The sequence below is a fragment of the Candidatus Methanoperedens sp. BLZ2 genome, from assembly GCF_002487355.1.
In the GTDB taxonomy this organism is placed as follows: domain Archaea; phylum Halobacteriota; class Methanosarcinia; order Methanosarcinales; family Methanoperedenaceae; genus Methanoperedens.
In genome coordinates this window covers 1-18,502 of sequence record NZ_NTMG01000013.1, presented here as the reverse complement: position 1 = coordinate 18,502, position 18,502 = coordinate 1, and the positions used below count along the sequence as shown (strand labels likewise).

General features: G+C 36.6%; 18 protein-coding genes. 12 read left to right on the top strand and 6 right to left on the bottom strand.

The window, feature by feature from the left end:
* Nucleotides 1-131 precede the first annotated feature (131 nt).
* Nucleotides 132-425 carry a hypothetical protein gene (locus tag CL181_RS00770; RefSeq protein ID WP_097297343.1) on the top strand — a complete coding sequence of 98 codons (294 nt, stop codon included), beginning with the start codon at nt 132-134 and terminating at the stop codon, nt 423-425.
* On the opposite strand, the gene CL181_RS00765 is transcribed toward CL181_RS00770, so the two are convergent.
* The 6 genes from CL181_RS00765 to rfbF all read right to left on the bottom strand — a co-directional run bounded on the left by CL181_RS00765 (nt 426) and on the right by rfbF (nt 6,030).
* On the bottom strand, nt 426-1,736 hold the full coding sequence (locus CL181_RS00765; protein WP_097297342.1) for an NAD(P)/FAD-dependent oxidoreductase: 1,311 nt from the start codon (nt 1,734-1,736) through the stop codon (nt 426-428). It abuts the gene before it with no gap.
* Nucleotides 1,737-1,781: 45 nt separating this feature from the next.
* Nucleotides 1,782-2,435, bottom strand: coding sequence for a hypothetical protein (locus CL181_RS00760; RefSeq protein WP_176504991.1), 654 nt, complete (start codon nt 2,433-2,435; stop codon nt 1,782-1,784).
* Between the two features lie 25 nt (nt 2,436-2,460).
* Nucleotides 2,461-2,643 (bottom strand): hypothetical protein, encoded by a 183-nt coding sequence (locus CL181_RS19655; RefSeq protein ID WP_141398746.1) that lies wholly within the window; start codon nt 2,641-2,643, stop codon nt 2,461-2,463.
* A 326-nt stretch (nt 2,644-2,969) separates the two neighbouring features.
* Nucleotides 2,970-4,199, bottom strand: coding sequence for a class I SAM-dependent methyltransferase (locus tag CL181_RS00755; RefSeq protein ID WP_097297340.1), 1,230 nt, complete (start codon nt 4,197-4,199; stop codon nt 2,970-2,972).
* A gap of 3 nt (nt 4,200-4,202) precedes the next feature.
* Complete coding sequence (locus CL181_RS00750) at nt 4,203-5,255, bottom strand: NAD(P)-dependent oxidoreductase (RefSeq protein ID WP_097297339.1); 1,053 nt, start codon at nt 5,253-5,255, stop codon at nt 4,203-4,205.
* 4 nt (nt 5,256-5,259) lie between these two features.
* On the bottom strand, nt 5,260-6,030 hold the full coding sequence (gene rfbF / locus CL181_RS00745) for a glucose-1-phosphate cytidylyltransferase (protein ID WP_097297338.1): 771 nt from the start codon (nt 6,028-6,030) through the stop codon (nt 5,260-5,262).
* Between the two features lie 257 nt (nt 6,031-6,287).
* Between rfbF and CL181_RS00740 the strand changes: the two genes are divergently transcribed.
* The 11 genes from CL181_RS00740 to CL181_RS00690 form a co-directional block, all read left to right on the top strand.
* Nucleotides 6,288-6,650: a hypothetical protein gene (locus CL181_RS00740; protein WP_097297337.1), complete on the top strand. Its 363-nt coding sequence runs from the start codon at nt 6,288-6,290 to the stop codon at nt 6,648-6,650.
* A 154-nt stretch (nt 6,651-6,804) separates the two neighbouring features.
* The gene (locus tag CL181_RS00735; protein WP_097297336.1) at nt 6,805-7,407 is read left to right on the top strand and encodes a hypothetical protein; all 603 of its coding nucleotides are present in this window, start codon (nt 6,805-6,807) and stop codon (nt 7,405-7,407) included.
* A 334-nt stretch (nt 7,408-7,741) separates the two neighbouring features.
* Entirely contained in the window at nt 7,742-8,365 is a 624-nt protein-coding gene (locus CL181_RS00730) for a hypothetical protein (protein WP_255251355.1), read from the top strand.
* A 30-nt stretch (nt 8,366-8,395) separates the two neighbouring features.
* Nucleotides 8,396-9,088, top strand: a complete 693-nt coding sequence (locus CL181_RS00725; RefSeq protein ID WP_097297334.1) for a PHP domain-containing protein — start codon at nt 8,396-8,398, stop codon at nt 9,086-9,088.
* A gap of 10 nt (nt 9,089-9,098) precedes the next feature.
* A complete protein-coding gene (locus CL181_RS00720) occupies nt 9,099-10,262 on the top strand; it encodes an ATP-grasp domain-containing protein (protein WP_176504990.1) in 1,164 nt (387 codons plus the stop codon).
* A gap of 44 nt (nt 10,263-10,306) precedes the next feature.
* The gene (locus tag CL181_RS00715; RefSeq protein WP_097297332.1) at nt 10,307-11,389 is read left to right on the top strand and encodes a hypothetical protein; all 1,083 of its coding nucleotides are present in this window, start codon (nt 10,307-10,309) and stop codon (nt 11,387-11,389) included.
* Between the two features lie 43 nt (nt 11,390-11,432).
* Nucleotides 11,433-12,080: a hypothetical protein gene (locus tag CL181_RS00710; RefSeq protein WP_097297331.1), complete on the top strand. Its 648-nt coding sequence runs from the start codon at nt 11,433-11,435 to the stop codon at nt 12,078-12,080.
* 4 nt (nt 12,081-12,084) lie between these two features.
* Complete coding sequence (locus tag CL181_RS00705) at nt 12,085-13,143, top strand: DUF354 domain-containing protein (protein WP_097297330.1); 1,059 nt, start codon at nt 12,085-12,087, stop codon at nt 13,141-13,143.
* An 11-nt stretch (nt 13,144-13,154) separates the two neighbouring features.
* Complete coding sequence (locus CL181_RS00700) at nt 13,155-14,042, top strand: glycosyltransferase family A protein (RefSeq protein ID WP_097297329.1); 888 nt, start codon at nt 13,155-13,157, stop codon at nt 14,040-14,042.
* Nucleotides 14,043-14,310: 268 nt separating this feature from the next.
* Nucleotides 14,311-15,561, top strand: a complete 1,251-nt coding sequence (locus CL181_RS00695; protein ID WP_141398745.1) for a hypothetical protein — start codon at nt 14,311-14,313, stop codon at nt 15,559-15,561.
* Between the two features lie 403 nt (nt 15,562-15,964).
* Nucleotides 15,965-18,502, top strand: a 2,538-nt coding sequence (locus tag CL181_RS00690) for a carbohydrate binding domain-containing protein (protein WP_176504989.1), incomplete at its 3' end; no start/stop codon positions are given.

The window sequence follows — 18,502 nt, the reverse complement described above, 5'->3', positions numbered from 1 at the left end:
TATTCCAAATAACATGGCGCAAAAAGTGCATATCTTAAAGATCGTGACGCAACAGGTTCATAACCGCTAAATCCACCACCAAATATTCTTTTAACATTGTCATCACATAATGATATTTGAGTGTGATTTTTATGGATCATCGAGTAAAATACATCGCAGCCCTGTTTCTTGGGGGCGCCACTATGGTATCGGCATATTATTACCCGGCTGAAACATTCCTTGCCTTTACCGCAGGATGGTTGTTCATTATCCCGGCAGCATTCATTGTGTATATGGTCTATGGTTATGCTGCTTATATGAGTGACAGGAAGCACAGGATACAGGTGACCGTAAAACCCTCGGAAGCAATGAAAGCCATCGCGCGCCGTGAAATGGACCTGAAGAGAGAGAAGGAAAAAATCATTTATGAAGAATCCGGTAAATAATCATTTTATTGGCGCTTTTATTACTTCATCAGCACACTTAAATCCTGCTAGGATCGATCCATTCATGCTTCGTTCAGGATAATTCGCTTCTGAGAACATACCCGCAAGATAAAGTCCCTTGATCTTAGTCCTGTATTGAAGTATTTTCTTCCCATACCCGACTTCATAAACAGGCGCAGTATCCATATCCCTTCGAAGTCTCCACCACTTCACTTTTTCCCTGGAGCCGGAAAAAAGCTTTTCAAGACCTTTCAGATATAGTTCGATGACCTCTTCGTCTTTTAAACTCCAGAGAGGACTATCAGGGTTCTGGAAATATGAAGTAACGTATACAAGATGTTCGCCATAATCAGATAACGGAATAAAATTAGTATGCTCTATCACTGCACCAAAAGGAACATTCTCCTTAATATTCAGCCAATAGACTTCATCCATGAGCGCTTCCTTTAAACCGAAAAGTGCACAGGCAGTCCCCTGATAACTTATATCCAGGTCAAGTCCGGGAAGATGCGGGTCAATTATTTTTTTAAGAACATGAGGAGCTACAGTTGAAATAACCCTGTCGCAGCCGATGAGTTTCCCTTCTACAACGATGCCTCTTACACAACCATCCTTTATCTCAATATTCGATACGCTTCCATTGATTATTCTCCCCCCCTTTTTCCGTATGGAATCAGCCATTGCTTCAACAATAGCATAAAAACCCCCGCGCATATATCCAAGCTTTTCGCCTTTTGCGCCCCTGTTAGAGCGGATCTGGACTCTTCCAAGTAGCCAGGCAGCAGACACTTTTTCTTTATTATCCCCAAATTTACTTGACAATAGCGGCTCGAAAAAACTATTATATACCGATTCACCTGCTGTGTCTATGATCCATTTTTTTGCTGTGATATTATCAAAAGCAGTCCTGTCCTTTATGGTCTTAGCTTTCATGACCAGCAATGTCAATCTTATGACATCCATGAAAGGCAAAGCTTTCAGGATTTCAAACGGCGTATTCATTGGATAAATCTTCCCGTTAAAAAAATATCCTGTGGTCCCGCGCAGCCATTCAAGCTTGTTGCCGATCCCCAGTTCATTAATAAGAGATATGAGTTCTTTATCGCTTGCAAAGATATGGTGATAATATTTTTCAATATGATAAAATTCCGTACTTTTTATACTGTAGCTTGAAGCCATACCTCCAGGTTCAGGTTCTTTCTCGATGATCACTACTTCATCTTTTCCTGCAAGTCTGTATGCAGCAGCAAGACCTGCAAGTCCTCCTCCGATGATTACGGTTTTAGGCTTTGGTGAAAATTGGGTGGTCATTGTAAAATAATTTCGGTGAAAAGGCGGTTGGTGAATCGGTGGGAATTATCCGCTTAATCCTGCCCAAACCAATATAGCACCTATAATAATACCTACAACAATCTGTATGGAAAAATTACTCCATTTTCCGTTCCGCTCTTTGTTTGCATACTCTATCAACGATGGTTTGGCTGTAACTATTTGTTTAAACATTTCTTGTAGTTTAATAACATTTTTAAAATACTCATTAAATAACTCTGGAGATGGTTGTGCTATATCTTTATTATTTCTTAATTTGATTATATCTGTTGTTATAGATTCAACCGAAGGTCGTATTTCAGAGTAGTAATTTGGGATTGAAGCTTGTATTGCAGAAGGTGAAAAATCCGATACTTCTTTATTAATTTTATCTCTCAAAATAATTGTAGCAAAATCTAATGTATCATATCCTGCCCTAAATACATGCCCCAATACTTTATCTAAGCTTGTTTGTATGTATCCATCCTCCCTCCCTTCCTTCAATTCAAGCTTTACGGCAAAAACACGCATTAAGTGGTCAAAAGCATCTCTTAATTCCTTCACTATATGGAGGTTAGTTTTAAATTCTTCTTGGTTCTCCTCACAAAAAATTATCAATTCTTTAACTTTGCCATACAATTCTGTAATATATTTAAGATTTCTTTCTTCAGGTTCTGAGAACATGTGTTCGCCGTTTTCCATGTAAGATGAAATTAAAAAAGGTGGACTATGGCAATTTTTTAGATAAAACTGCATTGCGCCAACAATCATATTCATTGTTAGAGAAAAATAGCCCCATAGACATCCTCATAGAACCCCTATATCTATATGAAAACCTCTTTGTTTTTTCCCTATCAACAATAATATCTCCAAAGTCCTTATCCCATATATCATTCGTTTCCTTAGCCACGTTCCTTCCTCCTATTCACTCCCTAAACCATGATTTCGCACATCTGTGGGTTGTAACCGTTTAGCGAAATTGCTTGATACAGTAGGCACAATTTTAATTATGTACTGCTTGGTTTTTGCCATATCATCAACACCAACAGATCTACTTGTGCCGTTACCTTACATGCCTTGTATATATAGGTTACTATATTACTATATTATACATCCATATATATAAAGATAACAGGGTATGTTTCCACTGCATCAAGTGAAAAATTAACCACTCTATATTAATCTATTATAAAATCTCTGAAAGTATTAAAGTTTTCTCTGCTTACTATTTATAAATTATACGATTTTTGGATTAGGGATTGGAATGATAAATTTTCCACCTTTTTCCCTGTAAGCTGCCTGCTGCTTTAATATCTCATCTGCAAAATTCCATGCAAGAAGCAGTACATAATCCGGCATGTCCTGTGCAAGCTTTTCCGGCGGTACAATCAGGAGATGGTTTCCTCCCATATAGCGGCCCTGCTTGAACTGGTTCAGGTCAATTATATAATCCAGTTGATCCTTCCCCAATCCACAATAACTGAGAAATGTTGTAGCTTTTGCAGCTGCTCCATAAGCTACTATTCTATTTCCTTTCTGCTTCAGGTCATGTAAGAGCTTTACAAGGGAATCCTTCATTTCATGTGCTTTATTTGCAAAATCCAGGAAATAATCGATCTGGTCGACCCCTTTATTTGACTCTTCTTCAAGGAGCGAACTTACAGACTCACTCACATTTTCATGGTGTTCTACAAACAAACGCAATGATCCGCCGTAGGTAGAAATACGTTCAACTTTATTCAGGAAAAGACCATGCTTCCTGAACAGGTTATCTAATGCAGTAACTGAAAAATAGCACAGGTGCTGGTGATACACAGTGTCGAATTCGTGGTGGTCAACAAGGTCGGCCACATAATGAACCTCCATTACGGCAACGCCTGTATCCTTTAATAGCATTTTCAAGCCTTCAACAAAACCATTGAGATCAGGAACGTGGGCAAGGACATTGTTGGCCAGGAAAACGTCTGCCATGCGGCCTTCGTTCTTTAGTTTGCCTGCTAAATCCCTGTCAAAGAACGTGCAAAGGGTCGGGATGCCCGCTTTCGTGGCAGCTTCTGCAGGGTCCTGGGCAGGATCGATGCCCAGCACAGGAATACCCATTTTGACGAAATTTTTAAGCATATAGCCATCATTACTTGCAGCTTCAATTACCAGGCTTTTGGAGTTTAGTTTTCTTGAGCCGATTATTGCCTCGGCACTCTTCCTGAAATGCTCAAGTAAAGCAGGTGATACTGATGAGAAATACGGATAGTCTTTAACAAACAGGATTTCCGGAGATACGGATTCAGTTATTTGCACTAACCTGCATTCAGGACAAAAAACAAGTTCCAGAGGAGCCGTTATTTCCGGTTTCCCTAATTTTTCTTTAGTGAGCAGACGATCAGCAATAGGTGTCTGGCCATAATTCAATATCGACTTTAATTCGGTATTTGCGCAGGAAAAACATGCGGGCTTTGAGCGAGCCATTATTTAATTCTCCTGATTTTTAGCATTTTTTGTCCAGCGAAGGGTATCATCCAAACGGCCGCTGCTTAACAATTGTTTGATATGGTCTACACGCCGGTATCGAGATCCTTCAAATTCTTCCTGGCGAAGTCCAACTTTCTTATATGCTTCATACAATTCTTTTGCACCCTGCCTGGCAGTCCAGCGAGGTTTATACCCTGGAAGCGTTTCTGATATTTTATTACATAACACACGATAATTACGTTTATCAGGTTCTGCACCTGAGGAGTATTCTATTTTACTGCCAGGTACTGTTTCTGCAACAATATCAGCCAGATCTCGTACGCGATAATTTTCTTCTGTGCGGCCCACATTGAACGCCTCATTATGGACAAGGTCGATGGGGGCATCCAGAGCAGATAAGAAAGCAAGCGACATATCCCGAATATGCACGATCGGACGCCAGGCCAGGCCATCGCTTTTTAGAAAGACCTTTCCTGTAGTAAATGCCCAGGCCAGCAGATTATTCAATACCAGGTCAAAACGCAGGCGCGGTGAGACACCATACGCAGTACCGCTTCGCAAGAAAGTCGGGCTGAAATCATCATCCGCAAGTTTGGCTACCTCCTGTTCAACACGAACCTTGGATGTGCCATATGGTGTAACAGGATTGAAAGGCGATTTTTCATCCAGCCAATCCTGGCCGCCTGCCCCATAATTACTGCATGACGATGAAAAAATAAAACGTTTCACGCCAACATTTTTACCAAGTTTTGCCAGTCGCACTGATGCTTTGTGATTGATCTCATACGTCAGCTCCGGATTCAGATCCCCCAGAGGGTCATTTGAAAGGCCGGCTAAGTGAATTATGGCCTCAAATCCTTTCAGGTCAGAAGACTGGATATCCCGGATGTCTTTTTCTATTTCAGAATAATCTTGCGTTTTAATCATTTCTCCAAATGTTGATCCTTTATACAGGTTTGAATCAAGTCCTGTAACATCATACCCTGCTTTAATTAGCATGGGCATCATGACCGTACCTACATAACCGTTATGTCCTGTCACTAATACTTTCATTTTATCACTCCCATATTTTCCAGGGGGCTTTTCCGCTTTGCCATAGTTTCTCCAGTATATATTTCTCACGCAGTGTATCCATACATTGCCAGAAAGAGGTGTGCTGATAGGCCATCAATTGCCCGTCCCTGGCAAGTCCTTCCAGCGGTTCTTTCTCCCATACTATTTCATCTCCTGTAATATAATCAAAAACACCCGGCTCAAGTACAAAAAAAGCCCCGTTTATCCAGCCTTCTCCTGTCTGGGGTTTTTCAGTGAATTCTGTTATCCTGTTATTATCAAATTTCAGGTGACCGTAACGCGCAGGGGGTCTTACGGCTGTCAGGGTTGCTAATTTTCCATGTGAGCGATGAAATGCCAGAAGGTCTTTAAGATTAACATCAGATACTCCATCTCCCCAGGTTAACATAAATGTCTCATTGCCAAGATGCTGCGCAAGTCTTTTGATCCTGCCCCCTGTCTGGGTATTCGTCCCCGTGTCAACAAGTTTTACCTTCCAGTCGGGTTTGTAGCCACCATCTATCTCTATTTTGCCTGATTTAAGATCGATGGTCAGATCGCTATTCAAAGAACAATAGTCCACCATGTATTTTTTTATTGCTTCACCTTTATATCCCAGGGCTATAACAAAATCTTTGAAACCATAGTGAGCGTAGTGCATCATAATATGCCACAGGATCGGTTTTCCTCCGATCTCTACCAGTGGCTTTGGTCTTATTTCTGTCTCTTCTGCTAAACGTGTGCCGTATCCCCCGGCAAGAATCGCTACTTTCATTAAAATCACACCTTGGAATTTTTATTTATTATTATTTTTTGTTCAATACACTATCGGTTCAAGTTATGGTTAAAGTAGTATTTATATGTGAATATCAATTACCTCATCATGGACTTGTAGTAGATTCGGATATTTTGACGATCTAAAATATTCATGAGAATTAAAATATCCACGATAATTATGATAACAATATATATCATCGAGATAGATAATTATATGACCAGTAAAGTTGTGTCATCAAGGAAGAGAACAAACTAATGAAATGCGAACATGTAGATTGTGGAAATATTGAGAAAGTGTGGCTGCCGTATATTATACGAGAGCGCCCTATAGTCTTAAAATCCCACCCTTACTGCATCCATTGTGGAATGGTAAAAAATATAGGCTCTGATAGAGCTGTCGGTTCAGGTTATTTTATCAATGCATTATCTCAATTGGAAAAACATCTCAAGCTCCCGGGTTCAAGCGTCAGGATGCGGCTTGTCGCTAAAGACCTTGAAAATATCGAGGATTTCGAAGATAACTATTCCATGACTAAATTCGCCCAGGAAAAAATCTTTATCAATATAATTAAAAAATATTATAAACTTCCGGACGGTATTATCCAGAAATTTCTTTAGGCTCATCTGAATTGAACAAATGATAAGAGGATCGGCTGATATAGCGAAAGCTTTTTGATATATAGAGTGGTGAAACAGTGAGGTTATTTAAAATATGTTAAAATAACTTAAAGAATTAATTATGATAGTATTATAAAGGGAGTAAGACCTAATTATGACCGTTATTAAAAAAAGAATAATATTGCTAATATCATTGTTTATGTTAATCGGCATATTAGTTATAAATGAAAAATATGGAACTGAAAAATATGGAGCTAATACAATTTTGGACAATAATGTTTTTGAAAAATTAAATACAGAAAATGTCCAATTAGCTAATTTGAGCTCTGCAGTATTCCAGGAAAATTCACAACCAGAAGCTATAAAATTAAATTTTTCCGGAGAGATACTAACCTGTACTAATAAAAGCGATATTGAACGTGTTATTGACGTAAGGCTGAGTAATTTCGTTTTTGATAATGAATCCATTACTATTTATCCTTTGAATTTTACAATTAATTTGTTGCCTGAACAAATAAAAAGGATAGATATCTTTATTCCGTATGGAATTTCTACTTTTAAATTAGTATCCAGTAATGGGGAAGAGCTCGAAATACAGGCTCCCCCTTGTGTTAATGGGTATGAAGGTAGTAGTAACACAGGTTTTAACACACAAACAACAATTAAAAAAGTTGATGAGATTCCGGAATTTCCATCAATAGTGATGCCAGTTATAGCCATAATGGCTTTGTTGTTCATGATGAAGAAAAGGAAATAATTAGAAACTATTAAATTCCAAAGAGCATTATTATCCAGTCATTTCATAAAGTGTAGCCTGAATAATAACCGGATAACATTATTTATATTTTGCTTCTTGTTGGAGGCGCAATGGTATTTCTAAAATATTGGTTTAATATATGAAATAAGAGATGAGAAAATTGAATATAGATTTTACATTGGAAAAATATAAGACGTTGTGTGAAACAATTTCAAATTCTTCATACACTACATTTACTTTTGAGCAATATTTTAATCAGGAAAATCCACCAAAAAATTGCATCCTCCTCCGGCATGATGTAGACAGAAATATTTCCAATGCACATAAAATGGCCATGATTGAACAGAGATTAAATCTGGTTTCCACTTATTACTGTAGAACGACAGAAAGAGTATTTAAACCGGAATATTTCCAGGAAATAGCCGCTATGGGGCATGAGATCGGTTACCACTATGAAACACTTGATAAAGCAAAAGGTGATGTGGAGGAAGCAATTAAGATCTTCAGTCAAGAACTGAATGCATTCCGGGAATTTATCAATATAAAGACTGTATGTATGCATGGAAATCCATTTTCTCCATGGTTGAATTCAAATATTTGGAATAAATATGATTTTAGGGATTTTGGAATCATTGGTGAACCATACCTATCCCTTGATTATAAAGATGTTATTTATCTTACCGATACTGGTCGTACCTGGGCAGATAAAAATATCAGAGTAAAAGATGTTATCAAGGACAAGGATCATCAAAAAAATAATTTATTGATTGGAAATATATCAACAACGGATGATATTATTAATTTGATAAAAGAAGAACAATATCCCCGGATATGTCTTCTGGCGCACCCGGACAGATGGCATGGCCATCTTATTGACTGGACTGGAGAATTGATATTACAAAACCTGAAAAATATCGGAAAAGCAGGAATCATCTGGTATAGGAAAAATAAAAATTAGTATGACACAGTGCTATGAAATAGGATACCCATGATGTATAATCTCGATTTACATGTGCATTCTATCTACTCACATGATTCAACTTTGCAGCTAGAACAAATAATTAGAATATCCAGGAAAAGAGGTCTTTCAGGGATAGCGATAACTGATCATAATACAATGGCTGGTGCAGTAAAGATGAAGTCTCTTGCAGGAGATGATTTTATGGTCATCGCGGGGTCAGAAATATCGACTGATAAAGGAGATGTAATTGGATTGTTTTTAAATGAAAACATAACTTCAAGAAGATTTATCGACGTAATTGATATTATAAAAGATCAGGGAGGAATATCAATTTTACCGCATCCATATAAAAATAAGTTCGCAAATCCAGCGGATTTGATAGTGGATGTTGACATGGTAGAAGTAATGAATTCACGAATTTCAAAGAAATTAAACGAAAAAGCCAGCATTTTATCCAAAAAATTTGAAAAAAGAATAGTTGCGGGAAGCGATGCTCATACATCTTTTGAGATAGGGCGCGTGCGTACGATCCTGACTGGCGAACAAATATTCAATAATAGCGAAGACCTCAGGAAGTATTTGCTTAATGGGAAAGTAAACGCATGGGGAAATGCATCTCCCTTTCATATTCGTATGTTAAGTGCAGGAATTGGCAAATATAATAAAGCCGGAATAACAGGTTTATTTAATGCCGGTTTGCATAAAATCTTATTGCGGTGATTTAACTATAATGAGCGTACTTATAACAAATGCATCAAATGTGAAAGGTCTTGTAGTTACACAGAGCCTGGGCAAAAAAGGGGTAGAAATTACAACAACAGATTGTGAATATTTATCTGCGGCATTTTTTTCCAGGTATTCTAAACATCACTTCCTGTGTGCCTCTCCCGAAAGAACGCAACTTGAATTCGTAAATTCCATTCAAAATCATATAAAAAGAAATAAAATCGATGTTTTAATGCCGATTAATAGCACGGAAACAAATCTTATTTCAAAATATAAAGAAAAATTTACGCCATTTACAAAAGTACCTTTTGAGGATTTTCCAAAAATGATGCAACTTCATAATAAAAATGAAGTTATGAAGCTCGCATCAGAACTGGATATACGCATTCCGGGAACGTATGAGATAAATAATGCCACAGACATAGAAAAATTCTCAAAAGAAATGGAATATCCGGTTGTCATTAAATTAAGAAATGCAACAAGCAGTGTCGGTATATCCTATGTATATTCGGCCTCTGAATTTGTTTCAAAATATAAACAAACAATTCAAAAATTTAATCTCAAATCTTCAGAATATCCTATCGTGCAGGAGTATATACCCGGATCCGGATATGGTGTGTCAATGCTTTATAACCAGGGAGACATCAGAGCCTCATTCACCCATAAGAGATTGAGGGAATATCCTATAACAGGCGGACCGAGCACATTGCGGGTGAGTGTCAGGAACCAGGAGATGGAGAATGCTGCCAGGAAGATACTGGATCACGTTAACTGGCATGGGGTTGCAATGGTGGAATTTAAACTCGATGAGCGCACCAACAAGCCAGTCCTTATTGAGGTCAATCCGCGTTTCTGGGGATCGGTATACCAGGCAATTGCTGCAGGTGTTAATTTTCCATATCTCCTCTATGAAATGGCTTTATATGGAGATGTTGAGCCGGTTTTTAATTATAAGGTCGGTGTTAAGACCCGTTTTTTATTAAATGACTTCCGTGCCCTTATCAGCCATCTTAACAATTCAGGCCATCGCTTTACAACTTTTAAGGAATTTTTTAAATTCTATGAAAAAGATCTTTATTATGATGCTTTTTCAATTAATGATGCGTTACCTGCTATGATGTTCGCTTATAAGGGATTGAAGGACGTCCTTAATAGCAGACATAAATAATATAAGGAAAAATAAATATATATCATACTGGCAAGGATAAAACGATGAAACAAACATTAAATTACAATATTCATAACATATTAAAATTTCAAATTTTATTAGATAAAAAATTTAATTTATTTAACTATTTTAATATTGAGCATAGATTTTTTCAAGTCGATCATATAGATAAACCGGATATTATCCTTAATATCGGTAAGTTTAAGCCGTCGAATGAAGAAAGTTATATTGTTGATGGTAAATATTATATAAAAAACAATTATTTTTACTGTAAGGATTCAGAAGGTACAACGAAATGGGAAGTGGAGATATCCGGATTCGAATCAGGAGATACGATAATAAACTTCGATATTAAGGTTCCCGGAGTAAGGGGTTTTCTGCCTATCTTAAGTGCCCATAATCTTTTCCTGAGTTCTGTTATTGATTATAAATTATCAAATAAAGGATATTTCTTAATCCATTCTGCAGGCCTTGGAAAAGATAATAAGGCATTTCTGCTGGCAGGGATGGGAGGAGCATTCAAAACAACCTTAGCAATGGATTTTATCCGGAAAGCAGGGTTTGATTTTTTTGGAGATGAAAGAGTAATATTTAATGATGGGCGCATCTGGAGTTATCCGGTTGGCCTGGTTTCATTTGATTACAGATGCAGTTATTTACCAACAGAAAACAAACGTAATTTTCTGGATAAAATAGGTTTGATAAAACATAATATCAATAATTACGACAATTTGAGGCGGCTTAAAGTAAATGTCCCTGAGATGTCTGAATTAAAGGCATTGTTTTTTATCGTTAAAAAATCTGCAAGAAAATCAATGACTATAAATGAATATGACCTGAAAAAAGCCGTTGATAAATTAATCACAAATAATATGATGGAAATGAACCATGCTTATATGCCCAATCTTATGGGTATATCTTCAAATCCGTTTTTTGAATATATGCTGGCATATTCGTTTATTTTTCCAGAAAGTCAGATCGCTGCACACTGGATCAATATGAAAAACAGACTTGCTGGTTTTTTAAAAGGCATACCCGTATATGAGATGGAAATTCCAGGCGAGTATGATGATGTTGTATTTAAAGAAGTGAGTAGTAATATTAATTTAATTTTGAAAGAATTATGAATTATTGTTATGATATGAGTGCAAAGATCAAAGAAGGTATGAAATGGAAAAAAAAATCACAATTGCGTTTCTTGGAGTAGATGGCACTGGAAAATCTACTCATGCGGAAAAAATAGGTTCATGGTTTAAGGAAAAGGAATTAAAATGCATAATTATTCCATTTCATAAATGGATGTTTGCAGATATACTGAAGAGACGGGTCGGGAAATATGTGGATAGTGGAAGAAATCGTGATTCTTTGAAGCCTTATACTCCCGCAAAATATTCATTTTCAGCTTTACTTAAACCTCCCGTGGCTTTGCTTGATAACATCTTGATGTTCTATTATAGCAAATGGAAATATAGAGACTACAATATAATTATTTTTGATCGGTTTGTATGCGCGACTCTCATAAAATCAAAAGCCTTGAATTATCATGTGGAATGGTTGCGTCCTATCTGGAAAAACATTAGAACCGATATTGGCTTATTGCTTGACGCGCCTCTGGAAAAATCAATGGAAACGATAGATTACAGGGGTAATCATATATTATATAATTCAGACCAGCTTTCTTGTGAAAGAAAAGAATACCTGGAAATTGCTAAAGAAAACGGTTATCCTATATTCAATACATCCAAACCCTTTGAAATTGTTAATGAAGAAATTAAAAAATACTTAGTGGAAAACCTGTTCAATTCATCAAAGAGGTAACTCTATGAGAATTTTAATCGGGATCTCACATCCGAAGCAAGTATATATGTTTAAATACTTCATAAAGGCGATGAGTGCGAGGGATCACGAAGTCAGGGTAGTCCTGGTTGAAAAAGAAATTACAGGATACCTTCTTGAGAAATTTAATATTAAATATGATCTTATTGGAAAAAATCAACCAACATTATTTAAGAAAATATTAAATTTGACAATGTGGGAATATTATACACTTAGAATAGCCCTGGAATTTCGGCCGGATATTTTTATAGGACAGGCTTTGCCCCACTTTGCTCATGTCAGTGCTTTATTGAAGAAACCTTTTATCGTTTTTGAAGATACCGAACACGTTGAAAATTTACATAAAATAGTATTACCATTTACTTCAGCAATAGTCACATCGGATTGCTTTGGAACAGACTTTGGCAAGAAACAAGTTCGATTTAATGGATATTTTGAGCTGGCATATCTTCATCCAGATCATTTTCGACCGGACCCATCAGTATTATCTAAAATGAATCTAAGCAAGGGTGATGTTTTTTTCATATTACGTTTTGTTTCGTGGAATGCTATCCATGATGTTGGGCAAAAAAGATTAAGTTTTGAAATGAAACTAAAATTAATAAAAGAACTGGAAAAATACGGTAAAGTATTTATTTCATCGGAAACAGCACTTCCAGAAGATTTTGAAGCTTATCGTATCACAGTGGAACCGGAAATGATGCATGACCTGCTTAGCTATGCGACGCTGTATATCGGAGAAGGCGGTACAATGGCCAGTGAGGCTGCTGTACTTGGCACGCCGGCGATCTACATTAATAACCTGCGTACCGGATATATTGATGAAGAAGAAAAAAAATATGGTTTGATCTTCAGTTTTTCAGAAGTTGAAAGGTCATATGATAATATTCTTGGAACGGCAATTGAATTATTAGAGCAGGAAGACATAAAAGGTATCTGGGCGAAAAAAAGGGAAAACATGTTAAAAGATAAAATTGATGTTTCAAAATTTATGATCGAATTTGTTGAAAATTTCCCGGATAGTTTCTCAAAGTTGAAAAAATAATATGAGAGGTTATGAATTACATAATTATTACACCGGTTAAGAATGAAGAAAAAAGTTTAAAGGACTTAATCGGATCAATATTATCCCAATCAATCAAACCATCATTATGGGTCATTGTAGATGATGGAAGCACTGATAGAACATCCGAGATAATACAAGATACAAAGAAAAATCATAGCTGGGTTGAAAGCATTTATTTAAATGAAGGATACAGGGATTTGACGATTCATATCTCTGAAGTTATAAAAAGAGGTTTTGATTTTGCACAAAGTTTTTGTAAAGAACATACTATGACATATGATTGTATTATGTTTCTTGATTCTGATATGTATACGCAAGACAACGATTTTTTTAAAAAACTCCTCACCGTATTTGAAAATGATGAGGGGTTGGGAATTGCAAGTGGAAATATTCAATATATCGATGCCTCTGGTAATTTGCAGGATGCTCAAAGTCGAGACGATACAATTTCAGGGGGTGAAATGATGTGCACAAGAGCATGTATTGAGGAAATTGGCGGAGTTCCGATTTCTTACGCATGGGAAAGCGTTATGAGGGTGAAAGCAATGTTGAAAGAATGGAAAATTAAAAGATTTAATGATATAAAAATGATCCATTCAAGAGAAACAGGTAGTGCAGAAGGATTGAAAAAAGGTTATTATTTAAAAGGCACCTCTGAATATTACCTGGATATGAATCCATGTATTGTTGCTGCAAAAGGATTAAAGTATTGTTTCAAGAGACCGCATTATTTAGGATTTGCATATTTATTTGGATATATTAGCAGTTACATACATCAAAAAGAAAAAACAAATGATCCTGAAGTCAGGGAATATTATTATTATCAAAAACCCCGGGAGATCTGGCAATATTATTTTAATAAGTTCAGAAGGACATGATTTTATGGATTACAACTTTTCAAAACGTACCTGGATTTTCCTATGGATTTGCCTGATTCTTATCAATGTTATTTTGAGATTCCCCGTAACGCCCCATGAAATCGGAAATGACTCATTCCTGATCCACTTTATTTCAGATTCCATATCTGTGTCCGGTCATGCAAAGTGGTGGATCCATCCACTTTCAATAGTTGGTTTATATCCTTTTTCTCAGGCAAGTGCCCTGCCCTTTTTTTTATCCGGAGTATCACAATTAATATCTCTGGCAATGGAACAGGCAATGTGGGTTTCTCTGGTATCATTAGGGATTTTTAGTTTATTTACATCATATTTAATGGCAGGAGTAATAAATAATGATAAAATCTTCAAATTTATTACAGCACTTATATATTCAACATCACCGGGAATATTGTATCTGACAACATGGAGTGCCTCAGGAAGGGGATTTTTCCTGGTGATGTTACCATTATTTATTTATTTTCTGATCAAATATCGCTTTTCTAAATTAAAATATGTTTTCTTTACTATTATATTATTTATATTACTTTTTGCGACACACAATCTCTTTTTACTCGTAATTCCTATTGTATTAAGTTTTTTCTTTGCTATATTAATCCGCAATATTCAATTCAAATCATCAGTTTTTTTCGGGTCTATAGTACTATTAGCATTATTCCTATTTTTATTTATGGAGCTTTCCATTCAGGAAACTACTCTGGATAAATTAATTCTCAATTATTCCAGATATGTCGGGATAATGGGTTTTTTCACAATAGGGGGTTTCATTTCTATTCTGTTTAAAAAAAACAGAACCTTTGAGGAAAGTTTTATCATATTGGTTTTATTATTTTTTACGCCTCTTTTTGGTATCGTGATGTATGCCAAATATTTCATGTTACCTTTAGAAGCATTGCTGGCAAGCTACGGCGTTGTGAACTTGATAAGGATATCCCAAAACAGGAAAACTGCATATTATATTATGTTAATCTTTATAATAATTTCTATGGGAGTTTCAGAGTATTATCAATTTGGCAGGTCTAATATTGAAGGTCAAAGCAAATCAAATGCATATTGGGCAGAAGAAAGTACTATTAATGCTGCTCAATGGACCAAATCCTTTACGAACAAATTGGTATATACTGACGATGGGGTACTTAACCGCAGAGTGCTTGCTTATTCGGGAGTAAATATGTTCAGTGAAGGCCCTGTTGTATATCCTATCCAGGGTACTCTGGGAGATTTCAATGTGTCAATGCGATCTCCATTTTCAAGTCTTTTCTATTTAGATGGCCCTTACAATTTGGAAAACCAAACCGGAATGACCACATGGATCTGGTATAAATTATATTCAGAGGGTTTAGATGGCAGATGGGGCAATCTTGCTCAAAATTTTAATGTTAATTATTACATCAAGAACGAGAGAGCTATTTCTGTATTTTTGGGATCAAGAATCGAGGAGGTTGACAAGGTATTTGATAATGGAAATATCAGTATATGGAATCTTAGAAATTTATTTTGATATGATAGATATGATAGTTCAACTGCTTTTATTATAAACCCCACTTTTGTAATATACTACTTAATTATAGAATTTGTGGATTCTTTTTTTCTTAAAACATATTTAAAGCATTAGAATTCCATATAATTGAATAAATATCCAATATTCACTCTTTAATCCTTGAAATAAACCACGGTAATTCTTTAAAACTTAAAAAACTTAGAAAAACTGTCAATATGTTTAAATAAAATTGAAATCTCTGATTATAAGTTCTTACAATGTAAAAAGGTGATTAGAATACATGAGTCATACAATTATGCGGCAAAATTCTGAAGAAGTGATTAAAAAAGTTTTAAGAAATTTTCCAATAAACAATAAATCTAGTCTCAGCATTATATTATTATTAATATTAGCGTTTGGGGGAATGGATATAGCAGGTGCATCAGGAGAACAGCCTTTCAACCGTTTGCTTTATGTGAATGAATGGGGAGGTGCATTTGACAGTACAACAAAAATAGACAAAATTATCTCAGATGCAGTTGCCATCAAGGCTGATGCTATTGCGATACAGGTAGGTAGTGAATATTTTGAAGCAACCCGCGACCCGGTAAATAAATTAAGCTGGGACGTTCGAGCGAAACCAACATATAATGGGTTACCCATGCTTGAATATTTTATTAAGAAAGCTCATGCAAATAATATACAGGTTCATGCATGGTCTGCAGTTAGCATTGTTAGTGGTTCATTCAGGGCAGAATACAAACTTTTTGGTCCATCTGCTAATTATCCATATAATATAGTTACTCAATCCGGAAGTAAAATTAAATCAAATTCATATTACCGTCTGGATATATCATTCAAAGGACTTCAAGATTACGAAATAGGTTTGTATACATGGGTAGCGAAAAATTATCCAACGCTGGATGGGCTTCATATTGAAGAACCCGTTCTTTTGCATTATTCATATTCAACAGCAGTGCGTGAAAAGGTAAAAACTAAATATGGTTATGACCCACTATATCCTGGAGGAAGAACTCAGTTACAGGTACAAAAAGACATTACAGATATACAAAGAGATTCATGGAATACATTTTTCACAAGATTAAGAAACTCTATAAATGCCAACAAGGCTAACCCTAATTTTCAATTATCTGCAAACAGCTGGATTATTTGGTATAGCTCAGCAACTATCGCGGGACTTGACCCACAATATCTGGCTAAAAATAATCTAATTGATTGGTATTCACTTCAAATTGGCGGTAATACTATGGATAATTTCGGGAAAAAAGTTCAGGATGCTTCAAAAGCTATTCCTGAAATTCCCATAATCGCAACAATATATCCGTATTATCATTCTCCTTCAGGAAACTTGCCAAACCCTGTATTTTTCGATAGGGCTGCAAGTGCGTGTAGCTACGGTGCAGACGCTGTGGGTATTTTCTCCTGGGTCTATTTAGCGGGAACTCTAAACGGACAGAATATTATGAATACTTTACGAGGCATTCCCACGTCTTCCTGTGGAACATCAACAGCCCCGGTAATCTCTCCAACAGCTACTCCCTCTCCAACAGCTACTCCCACACCAGTTATCGTTCCAACGGTCGCAACCCCAACACTCTCATCTACTTCAGGCACTTATTCAAGCCCACAGAGTATTTCAATCTCAACAAGTACTATTGGTGCAACAATACACTATACTGTTGATGGCACTACACCAACCGAATACTCTCCAACATACTCAGGCCCGATCATTATTTCCTCAACTAAAACTTTGAAAGCCAGGGCATGGAAAGCGGAATCAACACCAAGTGCTATAGTCACAGCAACATATACCATTAGCTCACCAGATACAACTTTAACACTTGCAAATATCAACAATGCGGGCTTTGAATCAGGAGACGCCTCATGGACATTCTACACGAATGGCCTGGGGACATTCAGTATTACATCTCCGGGCTATAAGGGAAACAATGCTGCGAAGCTCTATTTAAAGAGCAGTGGATCGAACATCCAGTTATATCAAACGGATATAAAATTGGAACCAAACACACAATATCGTTTGAGTTTTTCGGCTTATTCCACAACCGGACATGGAATGAAAGTTCGTTTGATTCAGCATGATTCTCCATATGATCCTTACGGTCTGGATTTTATACCTGACATGGGAACGAGCTGGCAGACCTTCACGACTGAATTTACCACAAGCGATTTTGCAAGTACAGTGAATGATGCACGTCTGATGTTCTTCATTGGAGATTTTGCAGAAGCAGGAGACATTTATTATATAGATGATATCCGACTGGAGAAAGTCATACCTCCGGAAGTGATCGAAAATTCGCCAACAGGAACGAACGTTTCTGTAGAAGAGCAGATAACAGTCGAATTCAGTAAGGCGATGGACAAGTCATCGGTGCAATCATCATTCTCCACTATCCCGGAAACAACAGGTGATTTCAGCTGGTCTGGAAACAATATGACCTACACCCCTTTGAACCTTTCATACAATACAGTTTACAATGTAATAATTGGAAATGATGCAAAGGATTTATCCGGCACTAATATGGTGTCACCGTATAACTGGCAGTTCACCACGGATTTAAATCCAGCCAATTTACTCATCAATCAAGGGTTTGAATCGGGAAGCACATCCTGGTTATTCTACACAGGTGGCTCCGGGACATTCAGTATGTCCTCTTCAGGATATGAGGGGAACAATGCTGCAAAGCTTGCTTTGAGCAGCAGCAGTACGAACATACAGTTGTATCAGACAGACATAACATTGGAAGCAAATACCCTCTACCGGTTGAGTTTTAAAGCATATTCAACAACAGGGCATGACCTGAAAGTGAATTTGGTCCAGCATGATTCGCCATATACTTATTATGGTCTGGATTTTACACCAGACCTTGGAACGAACTGGCAGACCTTCACGACTGAATTTAGGACCAGAGGTTTCTCAGGA